Source organism: Pseudomonas sp. Y3 TE3536 (assembly GCF_053629175.1).
Genome location: NZ_JBRJHU010000001.1, coordinates 107,527 through 125,375, shown reverse-complemented (window position 1 = coordinate 125,375; position 17,849 = coordinate 107,527). Strand labels below are relative to the sequence as shown.

General features: G+C 63.5%; 13 protein-coding genes. 8 read left to right on the top strand and 5 right to left on the bottom strand.

Going from position 1 to position 17,849, the window contains the following annotated elements; all coding sequences use genetic code 11:
- Positions 1 to 39: 39 nt before the first annotated feature.
- From topA to AB7M33_RS00575, 3 genes are all read left to right on the top strand, one after another.
- A complete protein-coding gene (gene topA, locus AB7M33_RS00585; protein ID WP_027596626.1) occupies positions 40 to 2,649 on the top strand; it encodes a type I DNA topoisomerase in 2,610 nt (869 codons plus the stop codon).
- A 220-nt stretch (positions 2,650 to 2,869) separates the two neighbouring features.
- Positions 2,870 to 3,385 (top strand): DUF6586 family protein, encoded by a 516-nt coding sequence (locus AB7M33_RS00580; RefSeq protein ID WP_027596625.1) that lies wholly within the window; start codon positions 2,870 to 2,872, stop codon positions 3,383 to 3,385.
- Positions 3,386 to 3,435: 50 nt separating this feature from the next.
- The gene (locus AB7M33_RS00575) at positions 3,436 to 3,669 is read left to right on the top strand and encodes a hypothetical protein (protein WP_004376430.1); all 234 of its coding nucleotides are present in this window, start codon (positions 3,436 to 3,438) and stop codon (positions 3,667 to 3,669) included.
- A 50-nt stretch (positions 3,670 to 3,719) separates the two neighbouring features.
- On the opposite strand, the gene sulA is transcribed toward AB7M33_RS00575, so the two are convergent.
- Positions 3,720 to 4,196, bottom strand: coding sequence for an SOS-induced cell division inhibitor SulA (gene sulA, locus AB7M33_RS00570; RefSeq protein ID WP_027596624.1), 477 nt, complete (start codon positions 4,194 to 4,196; stop codon positions 3,720 to 3,722).
- A 13-nt stretch (positions 4,197 to 4,209) separates the two neighbouring features.
- Positions 4,210 to 4,818, bottom strand: a complete 609-nt coding sequence (lexA, locus tag AB7M33_RS00565; protein ID WP_027596623.1) for a transcriptional repressor LexA — start codon at positions 4,816 to 4,818, stop codon at positions 4,210 to 4,212.
- A gap of 206 nt (positions 4,819 to 5,024) precedes the next feature.
- Between lexA and AB7M33_RS00560 the strand changes: the two genes are divergently transcribed.
- The 3 genes from AB7M33_RS00560 to nagZ are packed head-to-tail and all read left to right on the top strand — an operon-like array spanning position 5,025 to position 7,321.
- On the top strand, positions 5,025 to 5,735 hold the full coding sequence (locus AB7M33_RS00560) for a TetR/AcrR family transcriptional regulator (protein WP_027596622.1): 711 nt from the start codon (positions 5,025 to 5,027) through the stop codon (positions 5,733 to 5,735).
- A gap of 40 nt (positions 5,736 to 5,775) precedes the next feature.
- Positions 5,776 to 6,300, top strand: a complete 525-nt coding sequence (locus tag AB7M33_RS00555) for a L,D-transpeptidase family protein (RefSeq protein WP_454242264.1) — start codon at positions 5,776 to 5,778, stop codon at positions 6,298 to 6,300.
- 22 nt (positions 6,301 to 6,322) lie between these two features.
- Complete coding sequence (gene nagZ / locus AB7M33_RS00550) at positions 6,323 to 7,321, top strand: beta-N-acetylhexosaminidase (RefSeq protein ID WP_172960420.1); 999 nt, start codon at positions 6,323 to 6,325, stop codon at positions 7,319 to 7,321.
- Positions 7,322 to 7,480: 159 nt separating this feature from the next.
- Here the strand turns inward: nagZ and AB7M33_RS00545 are convergent, their stop codons facing one another.
- From AB7M33_RS00545 to mfd, 3 genes are read right to left on the bottom strand one after another with little or no spacing between them, the layout of a single operon-like run.
- Entirely contained in the window at positions 7,481 to 10,828 is a 3,348-nt protein-coding gene (locus tag AB7M33_RS00545) for a DEAD/DEAH box helicase (RefSeq protein WP_454242263.1), read from the bottom strand.
- Position 10,829: 1 nt separating this feature from the next.
- Positions 10,830 to 11,402: a CsiV family protein gene (locus AB7M33_RS00540; protein ID WP_454242262.1), complete on the bottom strand. Its 573-nt coding sequence runs from the start codon at positions 11,400 to 11,402 to the stop codon at positions 10,830 to 10,832.
- A 9-nt stretch (positions 11,403 to 11,411) separates the two neighbouring features.
- Positions 11,412 to 14,861: a transcription-repair coupling factor gene (gene mfd / locus AB7M33_RS00535; protein WP_454242261.1), complete on the bottom strand. Its 3,450-nt coding sequence runs from the start codon at positions 14,859 to 14,861 to the stop codon at positions 11,412 to 11,414.
- Between the two features lie 167 nt (positions 14,862 to 15,028).
- On the opposite strand from mfd, the gene AB7M33_RS00530 reads away from it, so the two are divergent.
- Together AB7M33_RS00530 and AB7M33_RS00525 are read left to right on the top strand one after the other, a co-directional pair.
- Positions 15,029 to 16,492, top strand: a complete 1,464-nt coding sequence (locus AB7M33_RS00530) for a glyceraldehyde-3-phosphate dehydrogenase (RefSeq protein WP_274887724.1) — start codon at positions 15,029 to 15,031, stop codon at positions 16,490 to 16,492.
- Between the two features lie 197 nt (positions 16,493 to 16,689).
- Entirely contained in the window at positions 16,690 to 17,688 is a 999-nt protein-coding gene (locus AB7M33_RS00525) for an FAD:protein FMN transferase (protein ID WP_454242260.1), read from the top strand.
- The last annotated feature ends 161 nt before the right edge of the window (positions 17,689 to 17,849 follow it).

Here is a 17,849-nt window from a genome sequence, read left to right as displayed (position 1 = left end):
ACGCGTTTTTCATCTTCAGATTCAGGAATACTCCGATCCATGGGCAAATCGCTGGTCATTGTGGAATCCCCGGCCAAGGCCAAGACCATCAACAAGTACCTGGGCAACCAGTACGTGGTGAAGTCGAGTATCGGCCATATCCGAGACCTCCCCACCAGCGGTTCGGCCAGCGCTAGCAAAGAGCCGGCCGCCAAGCGTGGTAAGGCTGCGGGTGAGGCGCCGGCCCTTTCGCCGAAAGAAAAGGCACGCCGCCAGCTGGTGGCACGCATGGGTGTCGACCCCGACCACGGCTGGAAGGCCAAGTACGAGATCCTGCCTGGCAAGGAAAAGGTGATCGAAGAGCTGCGCCGCCTGGCCAAGGATGCTGACACCATCTACCTCGCAACCGACTTGGACCGCGAAGGGGAGGCCATTGCATGGCACCTGCGCGAAGCCATCGGTGGTGACGACACCCGCTACAAGCGCGTGGTGTTCAACGAAATTACCAAGAAGGCCATTCAAGAGGCCTTCTCGCAACCGGGCGAGCTGGACATCGACCGCGTCAACGCCCAGCAGGCGCGGCGCTTCCTCGATCGCGTGGTGGGTTACATGGTTTCGCCACTGCTGTGGGCCAAGATCGCCCGTGGCCTGTCTGCAGGCCGTGTACAGTCGGTCGCGGTGAAGCTGGTGGTCGAGCGCGAGCGCGAGATCCGTGCCTTCATCCCCGAAGAGTACTGGGAGATCCACGCCGACCTGGGCACCGCCAAGAACGCCAAGGTGCGTTTCGAAGTGGCGCGCGAGAAAGGCGAGGCCTTCAAGCCGCTCAACGAAGCACAGGCCATGGCAGCGCTGGAGAAGCTCAAGGCTTCCAGCTACAGCGTGGTCAAGCGTGAAGACCGCCCGACCAGCAGCAAGCCTTCGGCGCCGTTCATCACGTCCACCTTGCAGCAGGCCGCGAGCAACCGCCTGGGCTTTGGCGTGAAGAAAACCATGATGATGGCCCAGCGTCTGTACGAAGCGGGTTACATCACCTACATGCGTACCGACTCCACCAACCTGTCGGCCGATGCCCTGGACATGGCGCGCAGCTACATCGAGCGCGAGTTCGGCAAGCAGTACCTGCCGGAAAACCCGCTGGTGTATGGCAGCAAGGAAGGCGCCCAGGAGGCGCACGAAGCGATTCGTCCTTCTGACGTCAACACCCATCCGACCAAGCTCAGCGGCATGGAGCGCGATGCAGAGCGCCTGTACGAGCTGATCTGGCGCCAGTTCCTCGCCTGCCAGATGCCGCCGGCGCAGTACCTGTCCACCAGCGTCACGGTGGCGGCTGGCGACTTCGAGCTGCGTGCCAAGGGCCGTATCCTCAAGTTCGACGGTTACACCCGCGTGCTGCCGCAACAGAGCAAGCCTGGCGAAGACGATGTGCTGCCGGAAATGGTCCAGGGTGAAGCGCTCAAGCTGATCCAGATCGACCCGAGCCAGCACTTCACCAAGCCGCCAGCGCGCTTCACTGAAGCCAGCCTGGTCAAGGAAATGGAAAAGCGCGGCATCGGTCGCCCGTCGACCTACGCGGCGATCATCTCGACCATCCAGGACCGTGGCTATGTGACGTTGCACAACCGCCGCTTCTATTCCGAGAAGATGGGCGACATCGTCACCGAGCGCCTGTCCGAGAGCTTCTCCAACCTGATGGACTACGGCTTCACCGCCGGCATGGAAGAGAACCTCGACGACGTGGCCCAGGGCGAGCGTGACTGGAAGAACGTGCTCGACGAGTTCTACGGCGACTTCAGCAAAAAGCTGCAGACGGCCGAGTCGGCCGAAAACGGCATGCGTGCCAACCAGCCGACCATGACCAACATTCCGTGCAAGGAATGTGGCCGCCCGATGATGATTCGTACCGCCTCCACCGGCGTGTTCCTCGGTTGCTCGGGCTACAGCCTGCCGCCCAAGGAACGTTGCAAGGCAACCGTCAACCTGGTGCCAGGTGACGAGATTGCCGCAGATGACGAGGGTGAGTCGGAGTCCCGCGTGCTGTTGGGCAAGCACCGTTGCCCAATCTGCGCCACGGCGATGGACGCTTACCTGCTGGACGAGAAGCACAAGCTGCACATCTGTGGTAACAACCCGGATTGCGCGGGCTACGAGATCGAAGAGGGCAGCTACCGCATCAAGGGCTACGAAGGGCCGAGCCTGGAGTGCGACAAGTGTGGCAGCGAGATGCAGCTCAAGACTGGCCGTTTCGGCAAGTTCTTCGGTTGCACCAACCCTGCGTGCAAGAACACCCGCAAGCTGCTCAAAAGCGGTGAGGCAGCGCCACCGAAGATGGACAAGGTGGAAATGCCAGAGCTGAAGTGCGAGAAGGTCGATGACACCTATGTGTTGCGCGACGGTGCTTCGGGGTTGTTCCTGGCGGCCAGCCAGTTCCCGAAAAACCGCGAGACGCGTGCGCCGCTGGTGCTGGAGATCGTCCCGCACAAGCATGAGATCGATCCGAAGTACCACTTCCTCTGCGATGCCCCGCAGAAGGACCCGGAAGGCCGCCCAGCGGTGATTCGCTACAGCCGCAAGACCAAGGAGCAGTACGTGCAGTCCGAGGTCGATGGCAAGCCGACGGGGTGGAAGGCGTTCTACGACGGCAATGCGTGGAAGGTTGAAGACAAGCGCTGATTGGCATTGAACGGGGCCGCTTTGCGCCCCATCGCCGGCAAGCCGGCTCCCACAGGTGCAGCGCCATTTCAACGGTGGCGCTCCTCATGTAGGAGCCGGCTTGCCGGCGATGGGGCGCAAAGCGGCCCCAGTTGTTTATGCGACATTCAGCTTGCGGCCAGCCAGGCCATCCCTGAAACTGATCCTAATCGCTTACCAGCCTTTAGGGAGGTCACTCGAGATGGCCCAGGAACTCTACACCCGCACCAACCAGAAACTGTTCTTCGCCGGCCTCGCCCTCGAGTCCATGGCCAAAGCCGAACAGGGCCAAGCCATGAACGCTCAGGGCCTGGTCCAGGCCGAACGCGAATCGGCGCTGTTCCACTTGTACGGCGCGCTTCTGGGCCTGTGCCATGAAATTGGTGGCTACTACCGCCTGCCAACGGCGTCGAGTGTCGAGCAACTGCTTGAAGGCGATGCGCTGAATGGCATCGCTATCCCCGAGGTGGCCGAGCTGCTGGAATTGGCCCGTCAGCGCGAAACCTGGCTGGCGCAAATGCTGAGTGCTTATGCCGATTTGTTCCGACCACCGGTCGCGAAAAAAACGCCTAAAACCGATGTCACCCAGCCGCTGATTCAGGCCGTCAACCTCGATGAGCCCGAGCAGCCTGCGCTGTCGCGTGAAGAACTGGAAAGCTGGCGCAGCAACCTTAAAAGCTTGGTGAGACGTTTCCGTGACGCGTTGAGTGAGTGCTGATAGCCGCTGCGGCTGATACAATGCTGGCCTTTCGTGGAGAACAGCCTTTTATGTCTACGTCTTTTCTGGAAATTGTCGAGTTGCCTGATGGCCGGATCGAACTGCGTCGTGCGGAGGATGAGGGCTCTCTGGTAACCCTGGATTTCTCGGAAGACGCCAAGGCGTTCCTGCAGGGTCAGCATGTAGAAGTGGCCAAGGCCATGCTCAGTGTCGGCGTGCAGATGGCCGGTCGCCTGATGGACGGCGAGCTCGAACGCGACGAAGGCCCTCGCGTTCTGCATTGATCGCGTTGCGTGGTATCAGTGCTTTTGAAGTAACAGGCAAAGCCTGAACATCAGCCGAGGCGGATGTTCAGGCTTTGTGCGTTTCCGGTGCTGGCTGAGCGCAGCAGCAGTTGACGTGCACTGGCATTGACGCTGCCAAGCCAGCTGACCACGGTGTGGCTGCGGCCAAGGCGCAGCGCTTCGCAGGTCAGTTGCAGCGGGCTCTGATTGCCACGAGGGTGCAGCAGCAGGATGCGTTCGCGGTTGAGGCCGGCATCGCGCAACCAGGCCTGGGTCAGGCTCGAGGGTGGGGCGATCAGGGTCAGCCAGCGGGCGTCTTCCTCTTCGCTCAGTTCGCGCAGGACCGGGGCCAACAGGCTCTGGCAATGCTCGGCAGCGCCGCGCAGTGACAGCTCGCTGAACAGCTCGGGGTGGCTGCTCTTGCGCGTCTGCTCGCTGGCCTTCAGGCCCGGCAGAATGGGCTGGGCAAGGAATGCTTCGAACAATGGCAACTGGGCTTGCTCGGGTGCGTGAATGAACTGCTGCATGGCGCCTCCTGGATCAGCGGCGTATGACGCCGACGCTCAAGCCCTCAATCACCAGCTCCTGTTCTTTCAGGTCGACTTCGATGGGGGCGAATTCGGGGTTTTCGGCAACCAGCCAGACCTTGGTGCCTTCGCGCTTGAAGCGCTTGACGGTCACTTCGTCACCGATGCGGGCGACGACGATCTGGCCATTGCGGGCTTCGCGGCAGGTGTGCACTGCCAGCAGGTCACCGTCGAAGATGCCGACATCCTTCATGCTCATGCCGTGCACGCGGAGCAGATAGTCGGCGCGAGGGTGGAAGAAGGCAGGGTTGATGTTGCAGGATTGCTCGATGTGCTGCTCAGCGAGGATCGGTGCGCCCGCTGCGACCCGGCCGATGATCGGCAGGCCGCTTTCGTCGGCCTTGGCCTCGAACCCGGGGATACGGATGCCGCGGGATGCGCCGGGGGTCATCTCGATGGCGCCTTTGCGAGCAAGGGCCTTCAGGTGCTCTTCGGCGGCGTTGGGCGATTTGAAGCCCAGCTCCTGAGCGATTTCAGCGCGTGTCGGTGGAAAGCCGTTGTCTTCAAGGCAACGTTTGATGAACGCGAGAATTTCAGCTTGGCGTGGCGTCAGTTTCAACATGGTGAGCGCTCTGTCTTTTTATACAGTGACTGGGATTATATACAGTACTGGATGAGCTGCAAGCACCCTGTACGAAGAAACCGCGAGAATGGCGCTTGCAGCGCGGTCATTGGCGTTTTTAAATGGCGACCGCCCAGTCACCGAGCCTTGACAGACGCAGGCCTGAAACGTATGTTTCAAACACCTGTTTGTCTGGCGGAATAATCATGGCCCAATCGGAAACCGTTGAACGCATTCTCGATGCTGCCGAGCAGCTGTTCGCGGAAAGAGGCTTCGCTGAAACCTCGTTGCGGTTGATCACCAGCAAGGCCGGGGTGAACCTGGCGGCGGTCAACTACCACTTCGGTTCCAAAAAGGCCCTTATCCAGGCGGTCTTCTCGCGTTTCCTCGGCCCTTTCTGTGCCAGCCTCGAACGTGAACTCGAGCGTCGCCAGGCGCGCCCGGAGCAAAAGCCCAGCCTCGAAGAGCTGCTCGAAATGCTCGTCGAGCAGGCCCTGGCCGTGCAGCCGCGCAGCAACAATGACCTGTCTATCTTCATGCGCCTGCTGGGGCTGGCTTTCAGCCAGAGCCAGGGGCACCTGCGGCGTTACCTGGAAGACATGTACGGCAAGGTGTTCCGCCGCTACATGCTGCTGGTCAACGAAGCCGCGCCACGGGTTCCGCCACTGGAGCTGTTCTGGCGCGTGCACTTCATGCTCGGCGCCGCAGCGTTCAGCATGTCCGGCATCAAGGCGTTGCGCGCCATCGCCGAAACCGATTTTGGCATCAATACCTCGATCGAACAGGTCATGCGCCTGATGGTGCCGTTCCTGGCAGCAGGCATGCGCGCTGACAGCGGGGTCACCGACGAAGCCATGGCAGCCGCCCAACTGCGCCCGCGCAGCAAGACCAGCAGCACAGCCACCGCCAAGGCCTGAAGGCTGGGCGGGGCAGGGCGCTTCGGCTAAGCTAGCGCCCATGCCCGATCTCGATCTATTGCACATCTCCCTTGCCGACCAATGCCTCTATGGGTTCGCCCAGGGCCGCTTGTGCCTGCGCCTGGCGGTGTCCACGGCGCGTAACGGCGCCGGCGAGCGCAATGGATCGGGCTGCACGCCGCGTGGCCTGCATCAGGTACGGGCGAAAATTGGCGCGGGCCTGCCGCTGAACGCGGTGTTGCGTAGCCGGCGCTGGACCGGTGAGGTCTGGTCGCCTGAGCTGCAGGCGCGGTTTCCCGGGCGGGACTGGGTCCTCACCCGCATACTCTGGCTCAGCGGCTGCGAGCCGGGCGTCAACCGCCTCGGCGCCGTCGACACGTTCCGCCGCTATATCTACTTGCATGGCACACCTGAGACCGAACCTTTGGGCGTGCCGCTGTCCCATGGCTGCATACGCCTGCACAACACCGATTTGCTTGACCTGTTCGACCGCGTGCCGGCCCATTGCCGGGTGCGCATCGAAGAGGCGGCTTGCCCCCAGTGGGCTTCTTTAAGTCTTCAATGAAGGATTTCCCATGACCGTCAGCCTGCAAGGCTCCTTGATGGTGGACATCGCCGGTAAATGGCTGACCGCCGAAGACCGTCACCTGCTGCGCCAACCTGAAGTGGCCGGCCTGATCATCTTTGCCCGCAATATCGACAGCCCGCGCCAGGTGCGCGAACTGTGCGCGTCCATTCGCGCGATTCGCCCGGACTTGATCCTGGCCGTCGACCAAGAGGGCGGGCGTGTGCAGCGCCTGCGCCAAGGCTTTGTGCGCCTGCCGGCCATGCGTGCGCTGGCCGACAACGACAACGCCGATTACCTGGCGGAGCAGTGCGGATGGTTGATGGCCACCGAGGTGCTGGCGGTAGGCCTGGACCTGAGCTTCGCCCCGGTGCTCGACCTGGACCACCAGCGCAGTGCGGTGGTCGGCAGCCGCGCCTTTGAGGGTGACCCACAGCGCGCCACGCAGCTGGCGGCGGCTTTCATTCGTGGCATGAACGCTGCGGGCATGGCGGCCTGCGGCAAGCACTTCCCGGGGCACGGTTGGGCCGAGGCCGACTCGCACGTGGCCATCCCCACGGACGAGCGCAGCCTTGAACAGTTGCGTCAGGCGGACCTGGTGCCCTTCACCCGGCTCAGTGGCCAGCTGGCAGCGGTGATGCCGGCCCACGTGATCTACCCGCAGGTCGACAACCAGCCCGCCGGCTTCTCGCGGCGTTGGCTGCAGGACATCCTGCGCGGTGAGCTGGGCTTTGATGGGGTGATTTTCAGTGACGACCTGTCCATGGCCGGTGCGCACGTGGTCGGGGATGCCGCCAACCGCATCGAAGCAGCTTTGAGTGCTGGCTGCGACATGGGCCTGGTGTGCAACGACCGGGCGGCGGCAGAGCTGGCACTGAGTGCGGCGCAGCGGCTGAAGGTCAAGCCTTCGCCGCGCATTGCACGGATGCGCGGGCAGGGCTTTGCGCGCACCGATTATCGCCAGCAGCCGCGTTGGCTGGAGGCGTTGGGGGCGTTGCGCGAGGCGCAGCTGGTCGATTGACTGATCCGGCCGTATTCGACGGTAGGCCGGATTTACCCACTTCCCGGTAGGAGCAGCCTTGTGCTGCGAAGGCGGCGGTAACACCAGCGAAGATCAAGGGTGTTGTCACCGGCCTCTTCGCAGCGCAAGGCTGCTCCTACAGAGAGTGCTCACAAGCGCTTAGCGGCCGCGCTTCCCTGGCAAGGGGGCAAACAGCGCCTCGATCTCATCATCTCCCAGCCGCCACTGCCCGGCCTGCCCGCCATCGAGCAGGCTTGCCGCCAGGGCCGCCTTCTCTTGCTGCAACAGTTGAATCTTCTCTTCCACCGTGCCGCGGGTAATCAGCTTGAACACGAACACCGGTTTGTCCTGGCCGATGCGGTAGGCGCGGTCGGTGGCCTGGTTTTCGCTGGCCGGGTTCCACCAGGGGTCGAAGTGGATCACCGTGTCCGCAGCCGTCAGGTTCAACCCGGTGCCACCCGCCTTGAGGCTGATCAGGAACACCTCGCTGTCACCCTGCTGGAATGCTTGCACCGGCGTGCGGCGGTCGCGGGTGTCGCCGGTCAGCAGGCTGTAACGCACCTTGCGCTTTTGCAGTTCTTGCTCGATCAATGCCAGCATCGAGGTGAACTGGGAGAACAGCAGTACCCGCCGGCCTTCACTGAGCAGCTCTTCGAGCATCTCCAGCAGGGCGCCGAGCTTGCCTTTATCGGCCTGGTTGCCCTTGGTCTCGACGCCCTTCACCAGGCGCAGGTCGCAGCACACCTGGCGTAACTTGAGCAGGGCATCAAGGATGACAATCTGGCTGCGCGAGGCGCCGTTGCGGGCGATTTCGTCGCGGACTTTCTTGTCCATCGCCACCCGCACGGCCTCGTAGGTATCACGCTGGGCATCGCTGAGCTCGACCCAGTGCACCATCTCGGTCTTGGCGGGCAGTTCGGTGGCCACCTGTTCCTTGGTGCGGCGCAGCAGGAACGGGCGGATGCGGCTGACCAGGTGGGCCATGCGTTCGGCGTCGCCGCGGCGTTCGATCGGGGTGCGGTAATCCTGGTTGAAGCGCTTGAGGTCGCCCAGCCAGCCCGGCATCAGGAAGTGGAAGATCGACCACAGCTCGCCGAGGTTGTTTTCCATCGGCGTACCGGTCAGGCACAGGCGCTGCTCGGCCTGCAACTCGCAGACGGCGAGGGCGGCTTTGCTGGTGCTGCTTTTGATGTTCTGCGCCTCGTCGAGCACCAGCACGTGCCAGTGCTGCGTACGCAAGTGTTCGAGGTCGCGGGGCACGAGGGCATAGGTGGTGAGCACCAGGTCGTAGTCGTGCAGCGTGGCGAAATGCTTGCTGCGCCCTGGGCCCTGCAGTGCCACCACGCGCAGGTCGGGGGCAAAGCGTTTGGCCTCGTCGAGCCAGTTGGGTATCAGGCTGGTCGGCATCACCGCCAGGGCGGGAGTGGTCAGGCGGCCGGACTGTTTCTCCAGCAACAGGTGAGCCAGGGTTTGCAGCGTCTTGCCCAGGCCCATGTCGTCGCCGAGGATGCCGCCCGTGCCCATTTCGCGCAGGGCTTGTAACCAGTTCAGGCCTTGTTGCTGATAAGGGCGCAGGGCCGCGTTCAGTTGTGCGGGCGGTTCGACCTGCAGGTCGCGTGCGTCACGCAGGCGCTTGCCCAGGTCGCGCACGTGCGCGCCGCCTTCCCAGTGCAGCGGCAGGTGATCGAGCTCGTTCAGGCGCGCGGCATCGGCCCGGTCCAGGCGCAGTGAAGGGCCTGCGGCGTCTTCATGCAGGTAGAGCTCGCCAAGGGTGCCCATCACCGCCTTGATCCGGCCGTAGGGCAGGGCGACGCGCAGCGCGGGGCTGTCGAGGCGGCCGCGGTTAAGGTCGATCAGCAAGTGTTCGTCGTCACTGCGCCGGGCCAGTTCGCTGGCGCGCAGCAGCTCCGGGTTGCTGCGCAGCAACTGCAGCACGATCGGCAGCAGGCTGTGGCGCTGGCCATCGACCACGATGCCCAGTTCCAGGTCGAACCATTCATGCCCGGGGGCTTCGTCGATGCTGGCGTACCAGTCGTCCACCTCGTGCAGGTTGAAGGAAAAATCGCGGTGGATGTCGATCACCCAGCCGGCTTCACGCAGTTGTGCCAAGCCGTTGCGGGCGAAGTGCAGCCAGGCCTCGTCATCCGGCAGTTGGTGCATCTCGCCCGCACTGTCGGGCAGGGCCTTGCTCTGCCGGGTGGCGGCCTTGAAGCCGAGGTCGCGTAGCGTCTTGCGCAGCGCCTGTTCGGCCTTGGGCTGGCGGCGAATGCGCTGGCTGGTGGCATCTACCAGGCGGGTCAACGGCTTGTCGTCGTTGCCGCTGGCGCGCAGGCCGTCGTAGTCGAACGACAGCGCGGCGCGGTGCTGCATCTGGCGCTGCATGCGGCCGGTCTTGGGCATGTAGGCGCTGTACTCGAGGCTGCCCAGGGTCAGGTGAGGGCGAGGCTCGATCGTGTCGATCTGCTCGCTACGGACCTTGGTGGGGGTCGGAACCTGGCGGTTCAATGCGTTCAAGCGATGGCTCAGGGGGATGATCAGGTGCTCGGGAACCGTCGGGGCGCTGGCCAGTTGGCTGGCAATGAACGGGTCAAGGTCATGCAGCAGTTTGCCGGTCTGCCCGCTGTGTGGGTCGACGTAATAGAGGGGGTCGACCGGCAGTGCCAGCATGTGGGTATTTTCAGCATGGTGCCAGGCGCCGCGGTAGCTGCCGTTGTCCAGCCGAACCCAACGAAATTCGGCGTGCAGGTCGGGGCCTTGGGCCAGGGGTTTCTGCTGTTGGCCATACAGCAAGCGGCCGGTGGCGAGGGCATACTCGTAGAGTTCGGCGCCCTTTTTGCCTTCCAGGCGTGCGACGGGCAGGCTGTAATCCTTGCTGAGGGCATCGATCAGTCGCAGCGCACGCAAGTCTTCATCGGTCACGTACTTGGGTGTGTAGTAGATGAGCTCGGGCATCGAACTGGGCCGGCTCAGCTTCAAGCTGTCATCGGGCTGCCGGGTACCTTTGAACACGCTGAGCATGCACTGGCCATGGTTGTTGCTCACCACATAGTAGAGTGCAGGGCCTTTGCGCTTGGCGGGTTCTGTGGCAAGGGCTGCCGGTACTTCCAGGGCCTCGACCCAGTGTGCGAGTTCGGGGGGCAATTCAAGGGACTGCTGCGCTGCTGGCGTAACGGCAAGGGGTTCGTCAGGTGTGCCTTCGACCCAGTCCGGGCCACGTTCAAGCAGATAGAGCGCCGCTGCACAGTGCTTGCAATTGTTACCGACCGGGCACGAGCAGGTGCCCTCGCATTCAAGGCCGTCCTCGGTCATGTCCAGCGTGATGCGCTGGTAATAGGCGCGGCCGCCAGAGCCTGCGCACTGCGCGCGGATGGTCAGGTCCAGGATGGATACGATTTCGCTCCTGCCTTCCTCTGCATAGTCGAAGCCGCGTTGCAGCGTAGTGCGGTCAAACGCGAACTTCCAGGTGTCAAGCCCGCGGATAAAGAACTGCGCATCGGTCTCGCTCACATCACTGCTCCATCAACTCCGGGTCCATCACCGGCATCTTCGGTGTACCCGGTGGCGTGATCTTCAGCAGCACCGCGAGGTGCCCGCCATCAAGGAAGGTCAATTGGCCACCCTTGACGTTGCTGTTGCTTTGCTTGAATTGCTCGCTGCGCAGCACGCTGCCGTTGCCGTCGAGCTGGTTGACCCAGAAGTTGGCCTCCACCGCGATGAAGCGGCCTTCGGCGATGCTCAGGTTGCCTTCGATGGGGAAGTGGCCGAACTGCTCTTCGCCTTCGCCCAGGGCGATGCGGCTGGGTTCGCTGCCGACCTGCTGCTGCCAGGCCTTGTGCATCAGCACGGTGTAGTCGGCGGTGGCTTGCAGGCGGGTGGATTCATCGTCCAGCCCCAGTGGGCGTTCGGCGGCCTTGTCCAGGCGCGGGGCCCCAGCGCTCCAGTCTTCGGGGGCGAACGGGCTGGTGAAGGCGGGGACGCTGTTTTGCCGCACCAGGATCATTTCTACCTGATACAGGCCTTCGGCGAAGGCGGCTGGCGCGAACAGCGCCAGCAGCAGGGTCAGGCAACGGATGGCACGCATGGATCTTCCTTAAGCAGACTGTGGGGTCAGGCGCTCGAACAGCGCCTCAAGGGTGTTGAAACGTTCGTCGGGGCGTTCCATCGGTACCAGGAAACGGAACTGGGTGGCGCCTTCGAACTTGTAGCGTTTGGGCTGGCCCTGGATCAGCTTGATCAGAGTCAGCGGGTCGACCGGTGTCTCGGCCTCGAACTCAAGCTTGCCGCCGTTGGGGCCAGCATCGACTTTCTTGATGCCGAGCTTTTCCGCCTGCAGCTTGAGCGAGGTCAGGCGCATCAAGTTTTTGGTTGGCTCCGGCAGCAGGCCGAAGCGGTCGATCATCTCGACTTGCAAGTCCTTGAGGCCTTCTTCGTCGGCGGCCGAGGCGATGCGCTTGTAAAGGATCAGGCGTGCATGCACATCGGGCAGGTAGCCCTCGGGGATCAGGGCCGGCAGGCGCAGGTTGATCTCCGGGCCGCCACCCAGTGGCTGTTCGAGGTTTGGCTGGGCACCCTTGCGGATGGCCTTGACCGCCCGTTCGAGCATTTCCATGTAGAGGGTGAAACCGACCGCCTGGATCTGCCCGCTTTGGCCTTCGCCCAGCAGTTCACCAGCGCCGCGGATTTCCAGGTCGTTGGTGGCCAGCACGAAGCCTGCCCCCAAGTCCTGGGTGTTGGCGATGGCTTCCAGGCGCTTCTCGGCGTCGCTGCTGACCTTTTGTCGCGCTGGCGTCAGCAGGTAGGCGTAGGCCTGGTGGTGGCTGCGGCCGACCCGGCCACGCAACTGGTGCAACTGGGCCAGGCCGAACTTGTCGGCGCGCTCGATGACAATGGTGTTGGCGCTTGGCACGTCGATGCCGGTCTCGATGATGGTCGAGGCGATCAGCACATTGAAGCGCTTGTGGTAGAAGTCGCTCATCACCTGTTCCAGCTCGCGCTCGCGCATCTGGCCGTGGCCGATGCCGATACGCGCTTCCGGGACCAGTTCGGCAAGGTCTGCAGCGCACTTCTCGATGGTTTTCACGTCGTTGTGCAGGTAGTACACCTGGCCGCCGCGCAGCAGTTCACGCAGCAGGGCTTCTTTGACCGTGCTGTTGTTGTGTTCCATGACGAAGGTGCGCACCGACAGGCGTCGGGCGGGCGGTGTGGCGATGATCGACAGGTCGCGCATGCCGGCCACGGCCATGTTCAGGGTGCGCGGAATCGGCGTGGCGGTCAGGGTGAGAATGTCCACCTCGCTGCGCAGGGCTTTGAGCTGTTCCTTCTGGCGTACGCCAAAGCGGTGCTCTTCGTCGATCACTACCAGGCCCAGGTCCTTGAAGCGCACATCGTCCTGCAGCAGCTTGTGGGTGCCGATGAGGATGTCGATCTTGCCTTCAGCCAGGTCCGCAGCGGCGCTGGCGACTTCCTTGGCCGATTTGAAACGGCTCATCACTTCGACGGTTACCGGCCAGTCGGCGAAGCGGTCGCGGAAGCTGTTGTAGTGCTGTTGGGCCAGCAGGGTAGTGGGCACCAGCACCGCCACCTGGCGGCCGCTGTGCACGGCGATGAAGGCCGCGCGCATGGCCACTTCGGTCTTGCCGAAGCCCACGTCGCCGCACACCAGGCGGTCCATCGGCTTGGCCGCGAGCATGTCGGCGCGTACGGCTTCGATGGCGTTCTGCTGGTCGGGGGTTTCTTCGAAGGGGAACCCGGCACTGAAGGTGGCGTAGTCGGCAGCAGGGTCGGCAAAAGCGTAGCCCTTGCGCGCGGCGCGGCGGGCATAGATGTCGAGCAGCTCAGCGGCGACATCGCGCACCTGTTCGGCGGCCTTGCGCTTGGCCTTCTGCCAGGCCTCGGAGCCGAGCCGGTGCAGCGGCGCCAGGGCGTCATCGCTGCCGGTGTAGCGGGCGATCAGGTGCAGGTTGGCCACCGGCACGTACAGCTTGGCGCCCTCGGCGTATTCCAGGGTGAGGAACTCGGCGGCCTGGCCGTCGATTTCCAGGGTAGCCAGGCCCAGGTAGCGGCCCACGCCATGGTCGATGTGCACCACCGGTGCGCCTTCGCGCAGTTCGGTGAGGTTCTTGATCACCGCATCGTTGGCGGTCTCGCCGCGCTTGTCGCGCCGTCGGCGCTGCATCACGCGCTGGCCGAACAGCGGGCTCTCGGCGATCAGGGCCAGGGCCGGGTCGTCCAGCACCAGGCCTTCGTCAAGCGGGGCAATGGTGATCGCCAGCCGCTCGGAGCCGGTGATGAAGTCGGTCCAGCCTTCGACGGTGTGCGGGCGCAGTTTCAGGCGTTCGAGCAGTTCCAGCAGCACTTCGCGACGGCCCGCAGACTCGGCGGTAAACAGTACGCGGCCAGGGAACTGGTCAAGGAAGCTGGACAGCGCCGCCAGTGGCTGGTTGGCCTTGGCCTCGATGGCAAGTTCGGGCAGGGCGCGTGCCGGGAAGCGTTCACGGCCGGCGCCTGCCTCGACGTCATCGGCGCTGACCACCACCCGCGGCCATTGCTTGAGCCGGGCGAAACAGTCTTCTACCGGCAGGAACAGCTCGGCAGGCGGCAGCAGCGGGCGGCTCAGGTCGCCACGGCGGTCTTCGTAGCGCCCGCGCACGTCGTTCCAGAAGTGCTCGGCGGCCTGCTCGACGCCCGGCAGGGAAAACACCTGGGTGTCGCTGGGCAGGTAGTCGAACAGCGTCGAGGTGTCTTCGAAGAACAGCGGCAGGTAGTACTCGATGCCGGCGGGAATGATGCCGCTGGCCAGGTCCTGGAAGATCGCGCTGCGGCGGAAGTCGACGTCAAAGCGTTCGCGGAAGCGCGCCTTGAAGCGGGTCACTTCCTCTTTTTGCATCGGAAATTCGCGCGCCGGCAGCAGGCGCACCGAGTCGACCTTGTCGATCGAGCGCTGGGTCTCGGGGTCGAAGGTGCGCAGCGTCTCGATTTCGTCATCGAACAGGTCGATGCGGTAGGGCAGCTTGCTGCCCATGGGGTACAGGTCGATCAGCGCGCCGCGCACGGCGAATTCGCCATGTTCATAAACGGTGTCGACGCAGCGATAGCCGCTGGCTTCAAGGCGCGTGCGCATTTGCTCGACGTCGATGGTCTGGCCGATGTCCAGCACCAGGCTGCTGCCCAGCAGGAAGCGGGTTGGCGCCAGGCGGTGCAGGGCGGTGGTGATCGGCACGACGAGAATGCCGTGGCTCAGCTCCGGCAGCCGGTACAGGCTGGCAATGCGCTGGGAGATGATGTCCTGGTGCGGCGAGAACAGGTCGTAGGGCAGGGTTTCCCAGTCGGGGAAGGGCAGCACCGGCAGGTCTGGGGCAAAGAAGCGCAGCTCCTGTTCCAGACGGTCGGCGGCCTGGCTGTCGGCGGTCAGCAGCAGGGTAAAGCGGCCAGCGCTGCTGGCGGCTTCGGCAATGGCAAGGCTGAGGGCGGCACCGGGCAGGTTGCCCCAGGTTTGTTTGCCGGCCGTGGCCGACAGTTGCGGTAGGCGCAGAACTGACACGGGAGATTGCACTCCAAGCGTTGCGGCAAAGACACCGATTGTACCGGTGCCGGTGCCTGCTGTCAGGCTCCAAAGGCCATGAACACTGGCTCTGGCTGCCGCGACAGGCGCTCATTGCCCGTTCCGCGTTGGGGCGTCATAATGTAGCCCCTTTTTTCTGTCCCTACATGTGGAAGGTTCCCGTGACTCAGAAGCCCGACCAGTGTCTTGGTGAGTGGATTGATCGTGAAGCATTGGCTGAAGCGATGATCCCGCTTATCGGTCAGCTCTACCGCAACAACAACGTGGTGAGCTCGATTTATGGCCGCAGCCTGATCAACCGTTCGGTTATCTCGATCCTCAAAGCCCACCGCTTTGCGCGTCATCGTCAGACCGACGAGACCGAACTGTCTGTCCACGAGACGTTCCCCCTGCTCAAGGCCATGAGCGAGCTGAAACTGGGCGCCGCTTCGGTCGACCTGGGCAAGCTGGCCAACAAGTTCAAGCAGGAAGGCAACGGCCGCAGCGCCGAGCAGTTCGTGCGTGAAGAGCTGGCTGACGTAGTTGGCCAACAGAACGCTTCGGCCCGTAAAGGCACCGACGTCGTCCTGTACGGTTTCGGCCGCATCGGCCGCCTGCTGGCGCGCATCCTGATCGAGAAGACCGGTGGTGGCGACGGCCTGCGCCTGCGTGCCATCGTCGTGCGCAAAGGCGCCGAGAACGACCTGGTCAAGCGTGCCAGCCTGCTGCGCCGTGACTCGGTGCACGGCCCGTTCGATGGCACCATCACCATCGACGAAGCCAACAACACCATCACCGCCAATGGCAACCTGATCCAGGTTATCTACGCCAAGAACCCGAGCGAAGTCGACTACACCCAGTACGGCATCGACAACGCGCTGATCGTCGACAACACCGGTGTATGGCGTGACGCCGACGGCCTGGGCCAGCACCTGGCCTGCCCGGGCGCTGCCCGCGTGATCCTCACCGCACCTGGCAAGGGCGCGCTGAAGAACATCGTGCACGGCATCAACCACGGTGAAATCACCGCCGATGACAAGATCATCTCGGCTGCTTCCTGCACCACCAACGCCATCGTGCCGGTGCTGAAGGCTGTCAACGACAAGTACGGCATCGTCAACGGCCACGTCGAAACCGTTCACTCGTTCACCAACGACCAGAACCTGATCGACAACTTCCACAAGGGCAGCCGCCGTGGCCGTGCCGCGCCGCTGAACATGGTTATCACCGAGACCGGTGCCGCCACTGCAGCCGCCAAGGCACTGCCCGTGCTGAAGGGCAAGCTGACCGGCAACGCGATTCGCGTACCGACGCCGAACGTCTCGATGGCTATCCTGAACCTGAACCTGGAAAAGCCCACCACCCGCGAAGAGATCAACGAGTACCTGCGCCAGACGGCCATGCACTCGGAGCTGCACAAGCAGATCGACTTCGTCAGCTCGCAGGAAGTGGTTTCGACCGACTTCGTCGGCTCGCGCCACGCCGGTGTGGTTGACGCAGAGGCGACCATCGCCAACGACAACCGCGTTGTGCTGTACGTTTGGTACGACAACGAATTCGGTTACAGCTGCCAGGTGGTTCGTGTGATGGAAGACATGGCCGGTGTGAACCCGCCAGCGTTTCCACGCTGATTCGCTTGTAAGGCAATGAAAAAACGGGAACCTTCGGGTTCCCGTTTTTTTTGCCTAGCATTTATGTTGTCTCTACTGGCCTCTTCGCGGGTAAACCCGCTCCCACAGGTTCGCCTGCGTCCTTGAGGGCGGTGCAATACCTTGTGGGGGCGGGTTTACCCGCGAAGAGGCCAGTGTCGGCGACCGAGAGTCCGAATTTGCGCACAGCCCTCCTGTTCATCCTGATGCTCCTCACCGCCTGCAACCAGGGCCCGACCCTGGAGCGCCTGGGCGGCCCGACCATGGGCAGCAGCTACAGCATCCAGTACGTTCGCGCCCCCGGTGGCCCAGCCCCAGCCCAGGTGCAGGCTGCCGTCGAAACCATCCTCCACGACATCGACCAGCACTATTCCACCTACCGCAGCGATTCCACTGTCAGCCAGTTCAACCAGCTGCCGGCCAATCAATGCCTGGCATTGCCATCAGACATGCTCGACCTGGTCCGCTTCGGCCAGCAGTTGGCGGCGCAAAGTGCCGGCGCCTTCGACCTCACTATTGAGCCGCTACTCGACCTCTGGGGCTTCGGCCCCCAGGCCCGTCACGAGCAGGTGCCCGACCCGCGAGCCCTGGCCCAGGCCCGCCTGCGCGTGGGCTACCAGCACCTGCGCATCGAAGGCCAGGCATTGTGTAAGGATGCCCCCGTGGAGCTGGATTTCAACAGCATCGCCGCTGGCCACGCCGTCGACCTGATCGCCCAGCGCCTGCAGGCCATGGGCATCAGCAGTTTCATCGCCGAAGCCACCGGCGAGCTCAAGGCGGTTGGCCGCAAACCCGATGGCAGCCCGTGGCGCATCGCCCTCGAGCTGCCCCGTGAAGACCGCCAGATCGCCCGCCAAGTCATCCCGGTGGATGGCCTTTCGGTATCGACCTCGGGTGACTATCGCCACTATTTCGAGCAGAATGGCCGGCGCTATTCGCACACCTTCGATGCCCGTCTCGGGCGCCCGGTCGCGCACGACCTGGCTGCGGCCACTGTGCTCGACGCCTCGGCGCTGAAGGCTGACGGGTTCTCGACCCTGCTGCTGATTCTCGGCCCCGAGCGCGGCTGGGATTTCGCCGTCAGCCACAACCTTGCCGCCGTATTGGTGACTCGGGCCGAGGGTGGCTTCGTCTCCCGAGCGACCCCAGCGTTTTCGCGGGTAATGAAAGGCGAGTGAAAGCGCAAGGATGGATGATCGCCAGGGAATCGGTGAACCACATGTAGTGCAGGCAAAATTGGCCTACGACGCGACCAAGGGTTAATGTGCGCGGCGTTCACGCTTGATTAGACTGCAACCGAATTTTCTCATGGCGCCCCGGCGACATGATCGCGCCCCGC